Raw genomic sequence first — 19,642 nt, forward strand, 5'->3', positions numbered from 1 at the left:
AGGACGGCATGAGCGGCCCGCCCGGCGGAGTAGCGTCGCCCGACGTGCCGAACGTAACCCGGGAGACCCCGGACGCCCCTCAGATCGCCAAGCGGATCCTCATCGGAGACCCGCTCACCAGCGAGCAGGCCGACCACCAGCTGCTCCCGAAGAAGATGGCGCTGCCGATCTTCGCCTCGGACGCGCTGAGCTCGGTGGCCTATGCCCCGCAGGAGCTGGTCATGATCCTCCTCATCGGAGGGCTCACCTTCCTGTCCTTCACGCCGATCGTGGCCGTGGCGGTCGTGGTGCTGCTGACGGTGGTGGTGCTCAGCTACCGCCAGCTCATCAAGGCGTATCCGTCCGGCGGCGGCGACTACGAGGTGGCCTTCAAGAACCTCGGCGAGATCCCCGGTGTGGTCGTCGCGTCCGCCCTGCTCGTCGACTACGTGCTCACCGTCGCCGTGTCAGTGGCCTCCGGCGTGGACAACATCATCTCCGCCGTACCGGCGCTCGATCCGCTGCGCGTCGAGCTCGCCGTCGGCTTCGTCATCCTCATCATCATCGTGAACCTCCGCGGAGTGCGCGAGGCCTCCCTCGTCTTCGCCATCCCGACCTACGTGTTCATCGGCTCCGTCGGCTTCATGATCGCGACCGGCCTGGTGCGGACGATGCTCGGCGACGCACCGGTCGCGTCCAGCGCCGAGTTCGCCGTGCATGCCGAGAGCCTCAGCCAGGCGGCGGTCATCCTGCTCATCCTGCGCGCCTTCTCGAGCGGATGCTCCGCTCTCACGGGTGTGGAGGCCGTGTCGAACGGCGTCCCCGCCTTCCGCTCGCCGAAGGTGCGCAACGCGCAGACCACCCTGGTGCTCATGGGCACCATCGCGATCTGCCTGTTCTCGGGCCTCACCGCGCTCGCCCTGATCAGCGGGGTGCACTACGCCGAGAACCCGTGCGACCTCGTCGGCTTCGACTGCACGAACCCGCAGCCGAGCCTGATGGCCCAGATCGCGGCGGCGACGTTCGGCGGCGGGAGCATCCTGTTCTTCATCGTGCAGGCCGCGACGGCCTGCGTGCTGCTGCTCGCCGCCAACACGGCGTTCAACGGGTTCCCGCTGCTCGGCTCGGTGCTCGCCCGCGACGGCTACGCGCCGAAGGCGCTGAACACGCGCGGCGACCGGCTCGTCTTCTCGAACGGCATGATCATCCTCGGCATCGTCGCGATCGGCGTCCTCGTGGTGTTCCGGGCGCAGCTGACGACCCTCATCCAGCTGTACATCATCGGCGTGTTCGTCTCGTTCTCGCTCGGCCAGATCGGCATGGTCCGGCACTGGCGGCGGGTCCTCCGCGAGCAGGCGGGCAAGGGCGATCCCGCGGCGGCATCCGATCGCCGCTCGGCGCGAGCCGGCCTGGTGATCAACTCGCTGGGCGCCACGTTCACCGTGCTGGTCCTGCTGATCGTGACGATCACGAAGTTCACGCACGGCGCCTACCTCGTATTCTTCGCGATCCCCGTCCTCGCGTTCCTGATGATGGGCGTGAAGCGGTACTACCGCGACGTCGAGCACGAGATCGCGATCGACGACACCACGCACTTCGGCGCGACCGGCGACGTCGCCCTCGTCCTCGTGAACAAGCTGCAGAAGCCGGTCGTGAAGGCGGTCGACTACGCGATCGCCGCCAAGCACGGCAAGACGATGGCGATCCACGTGGCCGTGTCGGCTGAGGAGGCCGCGCAGCTGCAGAAGGAGTGGGAGGACCATCTGATGCCGATCCCGCTCATCATCGTGGAGTCGCCCTATCGCTCGTTCGCGCAGCCCGTCGCGGAGTTCATCGAGAAGTACCGGAAGAAGCACGGCTCCTCGGTCGTGACCGTGTACCTGCCGCAGTACATCGTCGGCCACTGGTGGGAGACCTTCCTGCACAACCGCCGCGCCCGCCGCATGGCGAGCCAGCTGATGCTCGTGCACGGCGTCTCGATCACGCTGGTGCCGTGGCTCCTCGACTCCTCCGAGCTGATCTACGGCCGCCGGTCGCGTCCGGTGCCCGGTCAGGAGCGCGCCGGACGGCCGGTGGTCGTGAACGGACGCAGGGCGCACCGGCCCGAAGGACCGCCGGCCGAGGATCGCACGGCCCGGAAGGGCGCGGGCGAGAGCGCCGGGGTCTGAGGCCGGGTCCAGACCTCAGTCGGATGCTCCGACCGAGGATGCCTGCGGTCGGGGTGCGGGGCTGCGAGCCCCGCACCCCGTGTGTCATCTCGTGACGTAGGACAGCGAATCGATCCGCAGCACCTCGCCGGACGCCTTGACGATCCGGATGGTGTGCTCGCCCTTCTTGAGGGTGTCGCTGCGGAACAGCTCCTGCTGGGTGAGACGCGTGTCGCTGTGCAGGTCGACGGTGTCGACGAGCTCGTCATCGATGTAGATCTCCGCGGTGCCCTGATCGGGACCCACGGCACCGGTGATCGACACCGAGGATCCCGTGAATGCGAGAGTCACGGAGGCCCCGTCGGCACTCGTCCAGTGGACGTCGTCGCGGAGGTCGCCGCGGAAGCGGAAGGAGATGTCCGTGTCTCCGTCCGGCAGCGAGGCGAGCAGATCCTTGCCGAGCGTGAGCGTGTTCCCGTCGAGCGTGTACTCGTCTCCGGCGGACAGGCTCTCGCCGTTCAGGGACACCTCGACGAGCTCGCCGGGATCGCGCAGCAGCGTGACCACGGCGTCTGCCGGAGCGGCACGGTCGAAGGCCACATGATCGATGTCGAGCACCCCCTCCTGCACGACGTCGAGCCGGTCGAGCAGCATGAACTGACCGGTCTTCTTCACGACGCGCAGCGTGTGGGTGCCGTTGGGCAGATCCCGGACGCTGTACACGACCTGCTGGGCGCCGCGCCCCTCCGCCTGGAACGTGTCGACGGTGTCGACGAGCACGCCGTCGAGGTAGACCTCGGCTTCGCCCTGCGATTCGTGCGTCTCGGTCACCCAGTCGATGCCGGTCCCGACGAAGACGTGCTCGAAGGCGGCGCCGTCGGCCTCGGCGTAGTGCACGTCGTCCTGGTAGTCGCCCAGCCCGCGACCGGTGCTGTGCCCCCAGTTGCCGCTGTACACGATCCCGGAGTCGCTGTCGTTGAGGACGACGACGTTCGACGCGCCGGGCTCGGGCGCTTCACCGCCGGCGCTCGAGTCGTACACGGAGACGGTGAGATCCTGCGTCCGCGCCGGGACCTCCATGCCCGCATTGCGGTTCCATTCGCCGTCGTACCCGAGCCGGGCATCGTCGTCGTTCAAGGTGATCGCGGTCTTCCGCTCCGGGCTGAACGTGTACAGTGCCGCGCCGTGGACCGGGATGTCCTCGGCCACGAACTCGCCGGTGACGCCACCCAGGTTCTTGCCCTTCCAGAGGTCCCGCACCTTCGCCGACCCGTCGATGCCCAGTGCCTCGAGCGACACCGCGATGTCTGCATCCGTGCGTCCGAGATTGAACACGGCGACGGTGACCGAGCCGTCGGGGTTCACGGCATACCAGGTCTGGCGAGACGTTCCCGTCGAGACGGGATGCGCAGGGATCCCCGCCTGGTTCACGGCGATGACCTCGCGATTCGTGAGGAGCGAGATGCCGTACTCGTCGAGCTGCGTCATGTCGTTGCCGATGTACATCGGCGCGGCCGACACCGCCCACAGCGTCGCCGCCGTCCGTCGCTCATCCTTCGTCAGCCCGTCCATCTGCCCGTTGCCGACGTTGAGGGAGTCGAGGTCGTTCCACCCGTCCGGGCCGGCGTGGCGCCACCAGTCGGCGAGCTTGGGGAAGAGGCGTGCGATGTTGTCCCAGGTGGTCAGCGCCTCCTTCTCGCAGTAGCACTCCACATCCCAGTCGATGCGCCAGCCGTCGGCGTACTGCTTCCAGTACTCGGCGTAGCGGATGTCCAGCGCCCAGGAGAGCTCGAACCAGATGTCGTTGCGCTCGAGCGCCGTCGACCAGGCGGCCACGTCGTCCCGGGCGTCGAGCGTGAGGTCGCCCACGCCCGATCCCGGGGTCACGCTGTCGAACTTCACGAAGTCGACGCCCCAGGAGCCGATGAGGTCGGCGATGGAGTCCACGTACGCCTGCGCGCACGGATTGGAGAAGTCGATGCGGTGCCCGATGCCCCAGTAGTCGGCCTGCTGCACCGGCTGCTTCACGATGTCCCCGGTCGAGCACTCCGGCGCTCCCGCGATGGGCAGGTCGGCCTCCGCCACCTCCGGGGAGATGCCGGGGATGAAGTACAACCCGACCTTCTGCCCGTTGGCGTGGATGTGATCGATGACCGCCTGCAGACCGTCGGGGAAGAGGGTCTCGCTGGGCACGGGACGCCCGTTTCCGTCGACGCCGTCGTTCCATCCGGCGTCGATGTTGATGTACTCGTAGCCGTAGTCCTGCAGGGTGCCGTGCATGGCATCGGACTGCGCGATGATCTGATCGGCGGTGATCCACTTGCCGTCGCCCGAGTACACCTGCATGCTGTAGCTGCTCCACCCCATGTACGGAGCGGAGCCGGCCTCCTCCGTCTTCGCCGCTGCGGCGGGTGTCGACGGGGAGGAGGCAGGGGCTGGGCCGGTCGCCGCATGGGCCGTGGACGCGGCCGTCCCGGCGCCGAGGGCGAGAGCGCCGGCTGCCAGCGCGGCCGGCCATCGCAGCCGGGATTCCGTGCGATAGATCTTCTTCATGATTTCCTCTCGTGGTGGGTTCGACGGTGAACCCCGCGCCCCTTCGCGCGGTTCCCAGGAAGGCGGGAGCGGAGTGCCCGGTCAGTGCACCCGCTCGAGATCGAGCAGCAGCGCCTGCTGCGGGTTGAGTGTCGGCATCGGCAGGCCGGCTCGCGTCAGCAGGAGCCCCGGCATGAGGAATCCGTCCCGCGCCGCGGCGTCGAGCCACGCGGGATCCGTCCCCTCATGCATCCGCGGAGTGCCGAGCTCGGTGCGCAGACGGATGCGGAACGTCGCCTGCGGATCCAGGCCGGGGAACACGATGCGACCGCTCTGCCCGGCGTCCGAAGTCGCGAGGCGCGCCCACGTGAACAGAGCTCGCGCGCCATCCTCGGCGACGATGCCCGTCAGCATCGTGGCCTCATCCGCGAGGTCGGCGTTCACGATCCGTCCTGAGTGGATCAGCGGGCGCAGCTCGCGGTACAGCCGTGACCAGGCGGCGATCGTCGCGAGCTCGTCCGCAGACACCTGGGTGAGATCGGCTTCGATCCCGGCGTGCGCGGTGAGCGCGATGATCAGCCGGAACGCCAGGTCGGTCTCCCGATGGGTCGTGTGCGATCGTCGTGCGCCGAGATGCGAGCCGATCAGCTCGGGCGGCACCAGCATCCTCGTCCAGCGCTCGATGCGAGCCCGCTCCACAGGGTCGTTGCAGTCGGACGCCCAGAGCCGGTCCGTGCGGTCCAGGATGCCGAGGTCCACGCGACCGCCGCCGCCCGAGCACGTCTCGATCTCGAGCTCCGGGTGCCGTGCGCGAAGCTCGTCGAGCATCCGGTACAGCGCGAGGGTCTGCGCGCGCACCCGTGGCCGGTCGCCGCCGTCATGATCGGCGACCGGCTCCATCAGATCCCGGTTGTGATCCCACTTGATGTAGTCGATGGAGTGTGCGACGACGAGCGCGCTGATGCGCTCGAGGACGACGGCGTAGGCGTCGGGGTTCGCGAGGTCGAGCACCTGCTGATGCCGGGCCGTCGCACCGGCTCCGCTGCGAGGGGCGAGCACCCAGTCGGGATGCGCACGCGCCAGCTCGGAGTCGGGATTGATCATCTCGGGCTCGAACCAGAGGCCGAACTGCATGCCGCGCTCATGGACGGCGTCGGCGAACGGGCCGAGACCGTCCGGCCACACGCTCTCGTCGACGACCCAGTCGCCGAGCCCTGCGGTGTCGTCGCGGCGCCCGCGGAACCACCCGTCGTCGAGGACGATCCTCTCGACCCCGACCTCGGTCGCCCGGTCGGCCAGCTCCGTGAGCCGCTCGAGGTCGTGGTCGAAGTACACGGCCTCCCAGGTGTTGAGCACGAGCGGACGGGGCTGCGGGGGATGCTGCGGGCGCGATCGCAGTCGGTCATGCAGGCGCGCGGCGATCCCGTCGAGACCCATGTCGGACCACGTGAACAGCACACGGGGAGCGTCATACCGCTCCCCGGGCTTCAGGATCACTTCGCCCGAGCGCAGGAGCTCACCGGCGCCGAAGACGCGCGAGAACTCGCCGGCGCCCTCGGGAAGCCTCTCGGCGAGATACTCGCCGTCCCCGCTCCACGCGAGATGCGCGCTCCACACCTCGCCATGACCGAAGCCGAAGCCGGCGGTGCCGACGCTCAGCAGATACGGCGCGTCGTGCCCCGGCTTGCCCCGGCGTGCGCGGCGCGCGTGGGTGCCGAAGGGAAGGATCTGCCGCTGCGGCGAGCGCTCGCGGCACCACTTCCCGCTGAAGTCGAGCAGCTCCTCGGCACGATCCGGCAGGGGCAGGAGGATGCGCAGTCCGTCCAGGAGGTAGTCGGAGGAGTCGGTGTTCTCGATCGAGGCATCGACGGAGAGCACGCCCGCCGGGTCGAGGACGCAGACGAGCCGGGATCGCGTGCCCGTCACGGCGTCGGCGAGTTCGATGCGGATCGTGCCGCCACCGGCATCCGCGTGCTCCACCTCGACGTCCACCACGGCCGGGCGCGGTGTCGTCGCGGTCCCCCGCCGGTTGCCGCTCTGCGCGGGCGTACCGACCCACCCGTCCTGTTCCGCGGGCCAGAGGGTGAACAGGCGCGGCAGGTCGGGAGCGTTGTTGAGCACCGCCGGGGTGGCGCTCTCCCGCAGCGCGGCGAGCGCGGGCGCGTCCAGCCGGCCGAGGTCGGCGCCCCAGTGCAGCACGCGCGGCACGCGGCCGGCGTGGTCGATCACGAATGCGACGCCCGCTGCGCGCAGCACCGTCATCGATGCGTCTCCGGTGACCATCGAACCCCTCCATCTAATTACTTGACATCGGTAATTAATCACGTTTACGCTGGCATCGCAAGCAAAGATCCGAGGTTTCCGCCTCGCTGCGACTCTCGACCGCCTCGACAGGAAGACGATGACGCCTTCGCCGGAACACCAGACCCTTCGCCTGTCCTGGCATCGCCCTGCTGACGGGTGGGAGGAGGCTGTGCCCCTCGGCAACGGCCGGATAGGAGCGATGGCGTTCGGGGGCCCGACCGGACGCTACGCACTCAACGACGCGACCCTGTGGTCGGGGCACCCGGACGGGCCCGCCGCGGCTCTGCGCGACGTCGTCGCGGCGGGCGCGGGTCCCGACCGCCTTGGGGAGATCCGCGCAGCGCTCGACGCCGGGGACATCCGCACGGCAGAGCGACTGCTGATGGCCTTCGAAGGGCCGTACTCGCAGGAGTTCCTGCCACTCGGAGACCTCGAGGTCCGCGTCGCCGGCGCCGGCGCCTCTCCGCGCGTGCTCGATCTCGACGACGCCGTGCTCACCGAAGAGCTCGGGGTCCCGGGCGGGACCCTGGTGCGCAGGTCGTGGGTCTCCGCCCCCGCCCAGGCGCTGCTCGTCGAGATGACGGCGGACGTCGAGTTCACGGCGACCCTGAGGCTGACCACACCGCTGCGCGGCAGGCTGGCGGCCGAGTCCGGGCGGATGACGCTCGACGTCGTCGCACCGATCGACGGGGCTCCCCTGCACGAGACGTCGGTCGTCCCGCCCCTGCGGTACGCCGAAGACGACGGCGGCTACGACGCGTTCACGGCCGTCGCCGCCGCATGGAGCAGCGACGGATTCGCGGAGGCCGCGCCCGAAGGCGCGACTGTCCGCGGAGCCCGCCGGCTGCTGATCGCCCTCTCCACATCGTCCCGCGCCGCGTCGTGGTGGGCCGGCGCGGGCGAGGAGTGGCGGACCGTCTCCCGCGAGACGATCCGGGACCGCGCCAGGACCCAGGCGGAGACCGCGGCCGACCGCGCTCCCTCCGCCCTGCTGTCCGAGCACATCGCCGACCGTCGGCGCATGGCCACGGCGCGGTTCGCGATCGGCAGCCGTCGTGGAGGAACGTGGGATGTCGCCGTCGATGTGCTCCGCACGGAGGACCCGGCGCTGGCGGCGACCGTCATCGCGGAGTACGGCGCCTACCTCCTGGCTTCGTGCTCACGCAGCGGCGGGCCCGCCGCGAACCTCCAGGGCATCTGGAACGACCAGCTGCGCCCGGCGTGGTCGTCGAACTACACCATCAACATCAACACCGAGATGAATTACTGGGCGGCTCCCGTCCTGGGCATGAACGACCCGGCGGAACCGCTCCTCCGTCTCGTCGAGCACCTCGCTCGCACCGGGGCTGACACGGCGCGCGTCCTCTACGGCGCCCGCGGCTGGGTCGCTCACCACAACAGCGATCTCTGGGGCTGGTCGCTGCCCGTCGGAGGCGGGCATGGAGCTCCGAGCTGGGCGATCTGGATGATGGGCGGGGTCTGGCTGACCCACAACCTGTGGGACGCGTACGAGTTCAGCGGCGACCAGGACCTGCTCCGGACGCGCATCTGGCCGCTGCTCCGCGGAGCCGCCGAGTTCTGCCTCGACTGGCTGACACCCGACTCGGAGGGACGCCTGCGCACCTCACCCTCCACATCACCCGAGAACTCCTACGTCGCCGGAGACGGCGCGGCGACCGCGATCGGCCTCACCGCCGCATCCGATCTGCTCCTCATCCAGGCGCTGTTCGAACGAGCCCTCGAGGCGATCCGGATCCTCGGCCTCGAGGATCCCGAGCTCCTCGAGGAGCTCGAGCGGTCTCTCGCCGCCCTCGCGTCCGTCGGCATCCGCGCCGACGGACGGCTCTCGGAGTGGTCGAGCGACGTGGTCGAGGTGGAGCCGCTGCATCGTCACCTGACGCCGCTGATCGGGATGTACCCGCTCGAGACCACCACGCGCGAGCGCACTCCGGAGCTCTTCGAGGCGGGCGTGCGGCTGCTCGACGCCCGGGGCCCGGGTGCCATGGGCTGGTCGTGGGCATGGAAGATCGCCTTGCGCGCCCGCATCGGCGACGGCGACGGCGCAGCGGCTCTCCTACTCGAGGCCCTCACCCCCTTCGACGGCGACGCGACACGACACGGCCCTGTCGACGGATCGGAGTGGGGCGGGATCCTCCCCAACCTCTTCAGCACGCATCCGCCGTTCCAGATCGACGCGAACCTCGGCTTTCCCGCGGCGATCGCCGAGATGCTGGTGCAGAGCCACGGCGGTCTGATCCGGCTGCTGCCCGCCCTGCCGTCGTCCTGGCCGCGCGGCGAGGTGCAGGGGCTTCGGGCTCGCACCGGCGTCGCCGTGGACCTCGAGTGGCGCGACGGGCTTCTCTCCCTCGCGCGGCTGCGCAACCTGCGGAGCGAGGAGCACGTGGTGACCGTCACCTGCGCCGGACAGTCGCAGATCGTGCGGATGCGCGGAGGGGAGACTGTGGAGCTCACCGCCGTCGGCGCCGTCACCGGAGTCGGTCATGCTCACTGAGGCCGAGGTCGCCGACGTTCCCATCACGCAGACGGAACCTGCGGACTTCGATGCGTTCTGGAGCGAGACCATCGCGGAGGCGCGACGGCTCCCGATCGACGTGACGGTGACCCCGCACGACACGGGTCTCGCGGTCATCGATGTCTTCGACGTCTCATTCCGCGGCTTCGGCGGCACCCGCATCCGCGCGTGGCTCCGCATGCCGCGTGGCATCGGCGCGCCGATGCCCGGGCTGGTGCAGTTCTACGGCTACGGGAACGGCAGAGGTCACGCCCTGCGCGACCTGCGCTGGGCCGCCGCCGGCTATGCGCACCTGGCCGTGGACGTGCGCGGTCAGGGGCACGGCGACACCGACGACGATCACGCCGACGGCGGCCCCTCCGCCGGCGGATTCCTCACCCGTGGCCTGCGCTCACCGCACGAGTACTTCTATCGGCGCGTGTTCACCGACGCGGTGCGAGCAGTCGAGGCGCTGCGGAGCCTCGACCATGTCGACGCGTCGCGCGTCGGCGTCGTCGGGGCGAGTCAGGGAGGAGGCATCGCGCTGGCGACGGCCGGCCTCGTGCCCGACCTGGCTCTCGCGATCATCCAGGCGCCGTTCCTGTGCGCGCTCGATCGTGCCGCAGACCTGAGCTTCGAAGAGCCGTACGCGCTGCTCGCCCGGCACTTCGCCGATCGGCGCACGGAAGCCGCGGTCGCCCTCGACACCCTGCGCTACTTCGACGGCATCAATCATGCGAAGCGCGCGACCGCACCCGCCCTGCTGAGCACGGGGCTGCGTGACGGCATCACCCCGCCCGCGACGGTGCTTCCCGCGTTCAGCGCCTACGCTGGCGAGAAGCGCGTCGTGCTCTGGCCTTACAACGGGCATGAGGCGGGCGGCGATCTCGACGAGCAGAACGCCATCGCCTTCGCCGCAGATCGACTGGCACCGCAGCGGGGATCCGACACCGAACCGGACGAGGGATGAACGAACGATGGACCACCAGACCGCCGCACGCACCAGGCTGATCAGCTCGTCATCGGATGCCGGGTCGAAGGTGTTCGCGACGATCCTCACGCGCAGCCCGATCAGCCGCATCGACATCGCGCGGCACACCGGGCTCTCGCAGGCCGCAGTGACCAAGGCGGTGTCGCCGCTCATCGCCGCCGGCCTCGTCGACGCGCCGCCCGCGGCACATCGCGATGGGAACCCGGGTCGCCCCGTGGCCCCCGTGTCGATCATCCCCGATGCGATGGTGATGATCGGCATCAAGGTGAACGTCGACGAGGTCATCGCCGTCGCGACGGACCTCGCCACCGCCGTGATCGCCACGAAGCGACGACCGCTGTCCCACCACGACCCGCGTTCGGTCCTCGACGCGATCGCGGCGGTCGTCGGGGAGCTCGAGGCCGACCTGGGTCCGAGATCCGCAGCGATCGCCGGACTCGGCGTCTCGGTGTCGGGCGACGTCGACACCGCGAGCGGCGTCGTCCGCGAGTCGGCCATCATGGGCTGGGCCGACGTGCCCTTCGGCGAGCAGCTCGCCCAGCGCATCGGCCGTCCCATCACGCTGGAGAACGACGTCCATGCCCTCACCGTCGGCGAGCACTGGTTCGGCGTCGGGCTGGGTACCGCCTCGTTCGCGATCGTGACGATCGGACGCGGAATCGGCAGCGGGCTGCACCTCAACGGTCAGGTCGTGTCCGGCGCGTACGGCGTCGCCGGGGAGATCGGCCACCTCCCGCTGGCCGATCCCGCACGCGTGTGCAACTGCGGACGCCGCGGATGCGTCGAGGCCGTCGCGTCGACGGGCGCCATCGAGGCGGCCGTGTCGGCCGCCCACGGCCGCGTCATCGACATCGACGAGGCGGCGCGCCTCTCCCACGAGGGCGACGAGGCCGCACGGAGCGCGTTCCGCGAAGCGGCGGTCATCGTCGGCACCGCCATCGCGACACTCGTCAACCTCGCGGGACCCGAGCTCGTCATCATCGGCGGAGAGGGGGTCTCGAACTTCGACCTGTTCGACCGCACCCTGCGGGAAGCCTTCGAGGCGCATGCGTTCGGAGCAGCCGCCCGGTGCCGCATCGTCACGCGTCCGCACACCTTCGAGGACTGGGCCCGCGGAGCCGCAGCGGCGGCGATCCAGTCACTCGTCGGCTGAGCTCCACGTCCCGGAATCCTTCATCCGCCCGAGAGGTCACACGTGCCCGTCATCACCGCCGCCCGCGCCACGCTCGTGGACATCCCCGTCGAGAGCGTCCGCACAGACGCGATCCAGGCCTTTCTGAAGCAGGAGACGATCGTCGTCGACCTTACGACCGACGACGGCACTCCGGGGCGGGGATACGCGTACACGATCGGCACGGGAGGCCGCGCCGTGCTGGCGATGCTGCGAGAGCACCTGCTCCCGGCGATCATCGGCGAGGACATCCGCCGTCCCGAGCGCGTCTGGCGCCACACCCTCTCCCAGACCCGGGCGACGAGCATCGGCGCGATCACGTCCCTCGCGCTCGCCGCGATCGACACGGCGGTGTGGGATGCCCGATGCCGGCACGCCGGCGAGCCGCTGTGGCGGCTCGCCGGCGGCGCGGAACCCGAGGTCAGGCTCTACGACACCGAGGGCGGCTGGCTCCACATAGACACGGACACCCTCGTGCAGAACGTCATGGCTGCCCGTGCGGGCGGCTGGCACGGGTCGAAGATCAAGGTCGGGTCCGCCAGTGCGCGACGCGACGAGGAGCGGCTCCACGCCGTCCGCGACGCCGTGGGCCCCGACTACCCGATCATGGTCGACGCCAACCAGTCGCTCTCCCTCGCCGACGCGCGAGCACTCGCCCGCGTGCTCGAGCCGATCGGCATCACGTGGCTCGAAGAGCCGCTGCCCTCCGACGACGTGACGGCGCACGCGCGTCTGACCGAGTCCACGGGGATCCCCATCGCGGTCGGAGAGTCCCTGTACTCGGTCGGCCAGTTCGCGGAGTACCTCACCCGGGGCGCAGCGACCATCGTCCAGCCGGACGTCGCCCGCGTCGGCGGCATCACCCCCTGGCTGAAGATCGCGCATCTCGCCGAGACCCTCAACACCCCGGTGTGCCCGCACTTCCTGATGGAGCTGCACGTCAGTCTCGTGGCGGCAGTGCCCAACGGCCGGATCGTCGAGTTCATCCCCCAGCTCAGGGCGATCACGCGCACCGACCTGCCCGTGACCGGCGGGCGCGTCGTCGCCCCGGAGGAACCCGGGATCGGGATCGACTGGGACGAGGACGCGATGGACGACCTCCGCGTGGCGTGAGCCGGAGGATGACGATGCCCGCCGGTCGATCCGACCGGCGGGCATCGTCATCAGCAGCTCACAGCGCGTCGTACAGCGCCTGCTGCAGCTCCAGGTAACGTGCCACCCCGAGGCCGTCCAGGTCGTCGAGATAGGCCTGCCACGCGCTGTCGTCGTCGATGTCGCGCTGCCCGGTCACGAACTCCGCCTGCGCCTGGGTGATGTAGTTCGAGATGTTCGTCTGGAGATCCGCCAGCTCCGCAGACGTGTCGGGGTCGGGCCACAGCTTCTCCGACGGGAACAGGATGCTCTCGTCCGGGCGGTACGGCTCGTACGCCTGGGAGGCGATGAGCAGGCGCCGCTCATAGCCGTCCGGCGAGTAGACATCCTCAGGGACCACCTGCGCGTTGCGGTACTCCAGGGAATCCCAGTACTGCGCCATCGACCGCCACGCGGCGTTCGACGTCTCGTCGTAGGTGAGTGGCTTGAACGTCGGCTCCAGCTCGGGGTCGAGTGCGACGTCGCCTTCTTCGGCGGGCACCCACGCCTCGCCTTCGGGACCCATTGCGCCCCGCCTGTCGCCCTCGTCGGTGACGAGGTAGTCGATGAGCTTGATCGCCTTGATCCGCTCCTCCTCGGTCGACTTGTTCGTCAGCGCGAACATCCCGAGCGGGTTCACCGGCGATCGCCAGGTCGCGTACTGCGTTCCGTCAGGTCCCGCTACCGGGGCGAGGGCGTCGTAATGCGTGTCGCGTCCGTCGGGGGACTCGGCCGACACGAACACATAGGGGTGCAGCGACACGGCAGACCCGAGGATCTCTGCGCTCGCGTTGTCCCCGATTGCCTTGAGGGCATCGCCGTTCTGCGTGAACGCCGTGGTGTCCAGCAGACCGTCCTCGGCGAGCGAGGTCACGTACCTCAGCCCCTCGCGCCAGTCATCCGTCGTCGCCGCCAGCTGCACCTCGTCGCCGTCCCTGGTCAGCGGAGGAGTCGCGCCGTTGCTGTACGGGACATAGGTGAACGCGTTCAGGAAGTAGTTGACGATGGGCTGGGTGGACTCGCCGCTCAGGGGCACCTCGTCCTGCTGGCCGTTGCCGTTCGGGTCGCCGTTCTTGAACGCGAGCAGCACCTCGCGGAGCTCCTCGGTCGTGGTCGGCTGCTCGAGGCCCAGCGTGTCGAGCCAGGCGCTGTTGATCCACAGCTTCGAGGGGAAGCTGCAGTGGAAGCACTCGCTCCACTGCGTGAGCGCGTAGATGTGCCCGTCCGGCGCCGTCACCGACTGCTTCCAGTCGGGCTTCTCCTCGAAGCGCTCCTTGAGTGCGGGCGCGTGCTCGTCGATGAGGTCCTCGAGGGGGACGAGCACGCCCTGCTGACCGTACTTGAGGATCTCGCTGCGAGAGAAGGCGTCCACCCACGGCACGAGGAAGTAGGCGTCCGGATAGTCGCCGCTGGCCAGGGAGACCTGGCGCTTCTCGCCCGCGACGCTGCCGTCGTAGGTCGTGGTCTGCCATTCGAAGTCGATGTCGAACTTCTTCTCGACCTCCTGCGTGAACGAGTTGTCCGCGAGCGAGCCGTTGTCGCCCTGAGGGCCGAAGGCCACGAGCCGGTCGGCATCGTCGCTCGGCGCGGTGCAGGCCGCGAGCGCGAGCGCGCTCACCACGACCATGCCGGCTGCGGCGGCCCCTCGGATGGTGCTGTGTCTCATTGCCGGAATCTCCTTTGACCGGTTCGTTGTTCTCGGGTTGTTGTGGTGGGTCTGCGGGGCGATCAGCCCTTGACGGCGCCGATCATGATGCCCTTCGTGAAGTACTTCGCGACGAAGGGATAGGCGATCAGCATGGGAACGGTCGCGATCACGACCGTCGAGTACTTGAGGAGATCGGCGAGCTCGCGGCGACGGAGCTGCTCGGCGACGTCTCCCCCGGCGCCGACGTCGTTCAGGACGAGCAGCCCCCGGAGGACGAGCTGGAGCGGCTGCAGATCGGCGCTGCGCAGATACAGCAGCGCGTCGAAGTAGGAGTTCCACTGCATGATGGCGTACATGAGCGCGATCACCGCGAGGAGCGGCTTCGCGAGAGGCAGGACCACGGTCCACAGGATCCTGAGCTCGCTCGCGCCGTCCAGCTGCGCCGCCTCGTAGACCTCGTCGGGGATGGAGGTGCGGAAGAACACGATGGCGATGATCACCTGCCACACCCCGATCGCGTTGGGCAGCAGCATCGCCCATCGCGTGTCGAGAAGCCCGAGGGACTGCACCACGAGATACAGCGGGATCACTCCCCCGCTGAACAGCATCGTGAAGACGACGCCCGCAGTGATCGCCTTCCGTCCGAACAGCTGGGTCCGGGAGAGCGGATAGGCGATGGCGACGGTGCCGGCGATGCTGATCACGGTGCCGGCGACGGTGTAGAAGATCGAGTTCGCGAACCCGCGGAGGATCGCGGGGTTGCCGAGCGCCTCCTGATAGCCGAGGAAGGTGACATCGACCGGCCAGAAGAGCACCCGGCCGGAAGATACGGCCTGCGGGCTGGACAGCGAGCTCGCCACGATGTTGAGAAGCGGAAGCAGCACGACGAGGAGGAAGACGCTGAGCAGGATGTAGGCCGCGATGACGAAGCCGCGGTCCGCCCTGGTCTCCTTCACCTTGACGCCGCGAGAGCCGGGATCCCTGCGCTTCTTCCCGGTCGCCGTGATCAGCGCTTCCGTGTCGATCGTCGTCACCACAGTCCGTTTCCCGTCACTCGCTTGGACACCCCGTTGACCACGAGCAGCAGCACCAGGCTGATCACGGCGTTGAAGAGACCGACGGTGGCACCCAGGCTGAAGTTCGCGTTCAGGATTCCCGTCTTGTACACGTACGTCGGGATGATCTCCGAGGTGGACAGATTCAGGGCGTTCTGGAACAGGAACGCCTTCTCGAAGCCGATCGCCATGATGTTGCCGACGCCGAGGATGAGGATGATCGTCGCCGTCGGCATGAGGGCGGGGATGTCGACGTTCCAGATCTTCTGCAGCCGGGACGCGCCGTCGATCTTCGCCGCCTCGTAGAGCGACACGTCCACGGATGCCAGCGCCGCGAGGTAGATCACCGCCGAGTAGCCGGTCGTCGTCCAGATGTCGGTGGCGACGTAGATGTGCCGGAAGAAGTCGGCGTCGGCGAGCAGGTCCACCTGCCCGGCGCCGAAGAAGCTGAGAGTGCGTCCGAGGAGCCCGACGCGCGGCGACAGCAGGAGGATCGTCATCGAGACGACCACGACCGTGGAGATGAAGTAGGGCGCGTAGGTCACCATCTGCACCGTGCGCCTGAAGAAGCGCAGCCGCACCTCGTTCAGCGCGAGCGCCAGGATGATCGGGAGCGGGAAGCTCGCGATCAGCGTGTAGGCGGCGAGGATGAAGGTGTTCCCGACGAGCCTGGGGAACACCGGGTTGCGGAAGAGGTTGGCGAAGTTGTCGAACCCGACCCACGGGCTTCCCCAGACGCCGTCGATCGGGTTGTAGTTCTTGAAGGCGATCACGGCGTTCGCCATCGGGATGTACTTGAAGACGAGGAACCAGGCGACGGGCAGCAGCAGGAGCAGGTAGAGCTGCCAGTATCTGCGCAGGCTGCGCCTCAGACGCGCACCGGCGCGGGTGCGGGGGGACCGTCCGCGGAGGGTCGACCCGGGCGGCGTCGCCCGGTCGTCGACGGGCACGTGCTGCTCAGCGCTGAGCGTCATGGCTGACCTCTCGGTGGATTACTTTACGTCGTAATATAACCCCGGCCACACAGATGCGCAAGCATATTCATCCGATGTCTCGACGAGCGCCGCGGACACGACGATGCCGAGGTGAAGCGAACGACAGCCAACCCCTGCCCCGGCTTCAGCCCTCGGCGAGCACGGACCCGAGGATGCCGGCGGCCTCGGCGAACCGCGCCGGGTCGGCGCTCGCGTAGTTGAGGCGCACATAGGGGCCCGCGGGCTCGGCCGGGAACCATTCGGCACCCGGGGCGAGGATGACGCCGCGCAGCTCGCATTCGCGGACCACGTGAGAAACCTCGGCCCCCTCGGGAAGGCGCAGCCACACGTTGAGCCCGCCGGCCGGGACGGTCTCGACGACGCACTCGGGCGCCTGCGCGGCGAGGGCCGAGAGCAGGAGGTCGCGCCGCGCGCGCAGCTGCTCGCGGAAGCCGCGCAGGTGCGTGCGCCAGCCCGGCTGCGTGACGACGTCGAGGGCCGCCGCCTGCAGCAGGCCGCTGACGTACATCGACTCCGCCGCGCGGTCGGCGAGGATGCGCTCCCTGGCCGGTCCCCGCGCGATCACCGCCGCGACCCGCAGCGCCGGCGACACGCTCTTGGTGAGCGACCGCAGGTAGACGACGTGACCGTCGTCGTCGAGAGCGGCGATCGGGCGCGGCTCCGCGTCGATGGCGAGGTCGTGCGCCCAGTCGTCCTCGATGAGGAAGGCGCCGTGCCGGCGCACGGTGTCGAGCACGGCTCGGGATGTCTCCGCGGCCCACTGCGCACCCGTCGGGTTCGCGAAGGTCGGCTGCGCGTAGAACGCACGAGCGCCGGTCTGCGCGAACGCGCGCTCGACATCGTCGGGGTCCGGTCCCTGAGGACCCGTGGGGATCGGAACGAGCACGACGCCGGCCTGCTCCGCAGCGAGCAGCGCACCCCAGTAGGTCGGCGACTCGATCAGCAGAGGCTGCCCTGGCCCGACGACGGCGCGGAAGATCGAGCTCAGCCCGCTCTGGCTTCCCGAGATGATGAGCGCGTCGCGCCCCGTCGCCGGGGTGACACCGGCGGGCGCGGCCTCGGCCAGCTCGCCGGCGAACCAGGCCTGCAGCGCGGGAAGACCTGCAGCCGGCGACCTGGTCAGCGCGATCTCGGTGCGGGCGGCGCGGGCGAGCGCCTGGCGGACGAGCCGCTCCGGAAGCAGGTCCACGGCCGGATAGCCGGAGTGCAGGCCGATCACGTCCGGAGCCGCCGTCCGCTGCGTCGAGGAGAGCGCGGCGGTGCGGTTCGGCGGGGCGCCGAGGGCGGCCGTCTGCCAGCCGTAGTCGACGGGGCGGGCCGTGCGCGCGGCGCGGACGAAGGTGCCGACGCCGGGGCGGGACTCCACGAGCCCGAGCGCCGCGAGCTGCCGCATCGCCTTCTGCACGGTGACAGGGCTTGCGCCGTACTCCGCCGTCAGGGCCCGGTTCGACGGGACCTGCGCCCCCGGCGGCGCCGCCGCGATCCATGCGCGGAGTCCGGTGAGGATCCGCTCGGTGCTATCCTGACTCATGAAAGAACAGAGTAGCGTTATCCACCCGAAAGCGTCAGCGCTATCGACACGCGCCGGCCTCTGCTGGGGTCTTCTCGGCGTCGCCGCCTTCTCGTTCACGCTCCCTTTCACCCGCATCGCCGTCGCCGGCCTGTCTCCTCTGTTCATCGGAGCCGGGCGCGCGGTCGTCGCCGCCGTTCTCGCTGCCATCGCGCTCACGGCGACCAGACAGCATCTCCCGACGCCGGGCCAGTGGGCGCGGCTGGCGATCGTCGCCGGCGGCGTCGTCGCGGGGTTCCCGCTGCTGACCTCTTTCGCGATGACGACCGCTCCGGCCAGCCACGGCGCCGTGGTCGTCGGCATCCTGCCCGCAGCGACGGCAGCCATGGTCGTGCTGCGCACCCGCGAGCGCCCCCGCCCCGCCTTCTGGGCGTTCGCCGCACTCGGCGCGGCCGCCGCCGTCGGCTTCGCCTCGCTGCAGAACGGAGGACTGGGCGAGCTCCGATGGGCCGACCTGCTGCTGTTCGGCGCCGTGCTCGCCGCGGCGACCGGCTACGCCGAGGGAGGCCTGCTCGCCCGCGAGCTCGGCGCCTGGCAGACCGTCTCCTGGGCCCTCGTTCTCGCGGCGCCCCTGATGGCGTCGCTGACCGTGTTCGCGGCGATCGCGCAGCCCCCTGCCGGGACCCCGGTCGAATGGCTCGCCTTCGCGTATCTCGCCGCGGTGAGCATGTTCCTCGGCTTCTTCGCCTGGTACCGCGGCCTCGCGATCGGCCCGATGGCGCAGGTCAGCCAGGTGCAGCTGGTGCAGCCGGTGATGGGCCTCGCCTGGGCCGCCCTCCTCCTGCACGAGCCGCTCGGCTGGCCGACGGTGCTCGGCGGGGTCGCTGTCATCGCCTGTGCCGCCCTCGCCGTCCGCACCCGCCTGAGCCCCGCCCGCAGCCGCCTGAACCCCGTCCGCCTGAACTCGGCGCACTCCCGCCTGAACCCCGCCCCGATCACCCCTGAGGAGTCCTGATGCGTCACACGCCCCGCTACCTGATGACCGACCCCGAGGACGTCAAGCGCCTCGTCCGGAGGAACCCCTGGGCGACGTTCGTCTCCCCTGCCCGGGGCGGCCTCGTCGCCTCGCACTATCCGGCGCTGCTCGAGGAGGACGCGGACGGCATCGTGATCGTGAGCCACTTCGGGCGCCCCGATGAGGAGCTGCACGAGCTCGGCGCGCACGAGATCCTGGTGATCATCCAGGGCCCGCACGACTACGTCTCGCCGAGCCTGTACGCTCCCGGCGACCTGGTGCCGACGTGGAACCACGTGACAGCGCACCTCTACGGCACGCCGGAGATCCTCGGAGAGGAGGAGAACTACGCCATGCTCTCCCGCCTCACGGATCACTTCGAGCAGCACCGCCCCGGCGGACGCAGCCTCGCCGAGGACGAGGCGGGCACCCGTCGCGCCGCCAAGGGCACCGTCGGCCTGCGGATGCGCGTCGTCCGCTTCGACGCCCGCGCCAAGCTCAGCCAGAACAAGCCCGCCGAGGTGCGGGAGGACATCGCCCGCTCCTTCGAGCGGACCAATCCGCTGCTCGCCGCGGAGATGCGGCGGATCGACGGCTGACGCGCGCTGCCTGGAGCATCCGGGGACGGATGCCGTGAGCATCCCGTATGCGT

General features: G+C 69.8%; 13 protein-coding genes. 7 read left to right on the forward strand and 6 right to left on the reverse strand.

The genetic code is table 11. From position 1 onward, the window contains the following. The first annotated feature begins 8 nt into the window (after positions 1-8). Positions 9-2,147 carry an APC family permease gene (locus G6G98_RS12050; RefSeq protein ID WP_164234181.1) on the forward strand — a complete coding sequence of 713 codons (2,139 nt, stop codon included), beginning with the start codon at positions 9-11 and terminating at the stop codon, positions 2,145-2,147. Positions 2,148-2,231: 84 nt separating this feature from the next. Here G6G98_RS12050 and G6G98_RS12055 read toward each other — a convergent pair whose 3' ends face one another. Further along, positions 2,232-4,679, reverse strand: a complete 2,448-nt coding sequence (locus G6G98_RS12055; RefSeq protein ID WP_164234180.1) for a X2-like carbohydrate binding domain-containing protein — start codon at positions 4,677-4,679, stop codon at positions 2,232-2,234. Between the two features lie 81 nt (positions 4,680-4,760). Continuing rightward, entirely contained in the window at positions 4,761-6,941 is a 2,181-nt protein-coding gene (locus tag G6G98_RS12060; RefSeq protein WP_164234179.1) for an alpha-galactosidase, read from the reverse strand. Positions 6,942-7,131: 190 nt separating this feature from the next. Here G6G98_RS12060 and G6G98_RS12065 point away from each other — a divergent pair, with 190 nt between their 5' ends. From G6G98_RS12065 to G6G98_RS12080, 4 genes are read left to right on the forward strand one after another with little or no spacing between them, the layout of a single operon-like run. After that, a complete protein-coding gene (locus G6G98_RS12065) occupies positions 7,132-9,474 on the forward strand; it encodes a glycosyl hydrolase family 95 catalytic domain-containing protein (RefSeq protein ID WP_243842111.1) in 2,343 nt (780 codons plus the stop codon). After that, on the forward strand, positions 9,464-10,444 hold the full coding sequence (locus G6G98_RS12070) for an acetylxylan esterase (RefSeq protein ID WP_164234177.1): 981 nt from the start codon (positions 9,464-9,466) through the stop codon (positions 10,442-10,444). Before G6G98_RS12065 ends, G6G98_RS12070 begins: the two co-directional genes overlap by 11 nt. 7 nt (positions 10,445-10,451) lie before the next feature. Further along, positions 10,452-11,618 carry an ROK family transcriptional regulator gene (locus G6G98_RS12075; RefSeq protein WP_084788431.1) on the forward strand — a complete coding sequence of 389 codons (1,167 nt, stop codon included), beginning with the start codon at positions 10,452-10,454 and terminating at the stop codon, positions 11,616-11,618. A 42-nt stretch (positions 11,619-11,660) separates the two neighbouring features. Next, positions 11,661-12,749 (forward strand): mandelate racemase/muconate lactonizing enzyme family protein, encoded by a 1,089-nt coding sequence (locus tag G6G98_RS12080; protein WP_067356297.1) that lies wholly within the window; start codon positions 11,661-11,663, stop codon positions 12,747-12,749. Positions 12,750-12,807: 58 nt separating this feature from the next. Here the strand turns inward: G6G98_RS12080 and G6G98_RS12085 are convergent, their stop codons facing one another. The 4 genes from G6G98_RS12085 to G6G98_RS12100 all read right to left on the reverse strand — a co-directional run bounded on the left by G6G98_RS12085 (position 12,808) and on the right by G6G98_RS12100 (position 17,996). After that, complete coding sequence (locus tag G6G98_RS12085; RefSeq protein WP_067356300.1) at positions 12,808-14,433, reverse strand: extracellular solute-binding protein; 1,626 nt, start codon at positions 14,431-14,433, stop codon at positions 12,808-12,810. Positions 14,434-14,495: 62 nt separating this feature from the next. Further along, complete coding sequence (locus G6G98_RS12090) at positions 14,496-15,449, reverse strand: carbohydrate ABC transporter permease (protein ID WP_243842112.1); 954 nt, start codon at positions 15,447-15,449, stop codon at positions 14,496-14,498. After that, on the reverse strand, positions 15,446-16,444 hold the full coding sequence (locus G6G98_RS12095; protein WP_243842113.1) for an ABC transporter permease: 999 nt from the start codon (positions 16,442-16,444) through the stop codon (positions 15,446-15,448). Before G6G98_RS12095 ends, G6G98_RS12090 begins: the two co-directional genes overlap by 4 nt. 145 nt (positions 16,445-16,589) lie before the next feature. Continuing rightward, a complete protein-coding gene (locus G6G98_RS12100) occupies positions 16,590-17,996 on the reverse strand; it encodes a PLP-dependent aminotransferase family protein (RefSeq protein WP_164234176.1) in 1,407 nt (468 codons plus the stop codon). Between G6G98_RS12100 and G6G98_RS12105 the strand changes: the two genes are divergently transcribed. Then, positions 17,995-18,990: a DMT family transporter gene (locus tag G6G98_RS12105; protein ID WP_164234175.1), complete on the forward strand. Its 996-nt coding sequence runs from the start codon at positions 17,995-17,997 to the stop codon at positions 18,988-18,990. The genes G6G98_RS12100 and G6G98_RS12105 overlap by 2 nt on opposite strands. Then, a complete protein-coding gene (locus G6G98_RS12110) occupies positions 18,990-19,589 on the forward strand; it encodes an FMN-binding negative transcriptional regulator (protein ID WP_164234174.1) in 600 nt (199 codons plus the stop codon). Before G6G98_RS12105 ends, G6G98_RS12110 begins: the two co-directional genes overlap by 1 nt. Positions 19,590-19,642: the final 53 nt, after the last annotated feature.

Origin of the sequence: Microbacterium hydrocarbonoxydans, from assembly GCF_011752045.1 — a bacterium.
Taxonomy (GTDB): domain Bacteria; phylum Actinomycetota; class Actinomycetes; order Actinomycetales; family Microbacteriaceae; genus Microbacterium.

Coding starts and splice junctions, on each gene's coding strand:
- G6G98_RS12105 (WP_164234175.1), top strand. CDS start 17,995: ATGAAAGAACAGAGTAGCGTTATCCACCCGAAAGCGTCAGCGCTATCG.
- G6G98_RS12100 (WP_164234176.1), bottom strand. CDS start 17,996: ATGAGTCAGGATAGCACCGAGCGGATCCTCACCGGACTCCGCGCATGG.
- G6G98_RS12075 (WP_084788431.1), top strand. CDS start 10,452: ATGGACCACCAGACCGCCGCACGCACCAGGCTGATCAGCTCGTCATCG.
- G6G98_RS12110 (WP_164234174.1), top strand. CDS start 18,990: ATGCGTCACACGCCCCGCTACCTGATGACCGACCCCGAGGACGTCAAG.
- G6G98_RS12070 (WP_164234177.1), top strand. CDS start 9,464: ATGCTCACTGAGGCCGAGGTCGCCGACGTTCCCATCACGCAGACGGAA.
- G6G98_RS12060 (WP_164234179.1), bottom strand. CDS start 6,941: ATGGTCACCGGAGACGCATCGATGACGGTGCTGCGCGCAGCGGGCGTC.
- G6G98_RS12050 (WP_164234181.1), top strand. CDS start 9: ATGAGCGGCCCGCCCGGCGGAGTAGCGTCGCCCGACGTGCCGAACGTA.
- G6G98_RS12055 (WP_164234180.1), bottom strand. CDS start 4,679: ATGAAGAAGATCTATCGCACGGAATCCCGGCTGCGATGGCCGGCCGCG.
- G6G98_RS12085 (WP_067356300.1), bottom strand. CDS start 14,433: ATGAGACACAGCACCATCCGAGGGGCCGCCGCAGCCGGCATGGTCGTG.
- G6G98_RS12095 (WP_243842113.1), bottom strand. CDS start 16,444: ATGACGCTCAGCGCTGAGCAGCACGTGCCCGTCGACGACCGGGCGACG.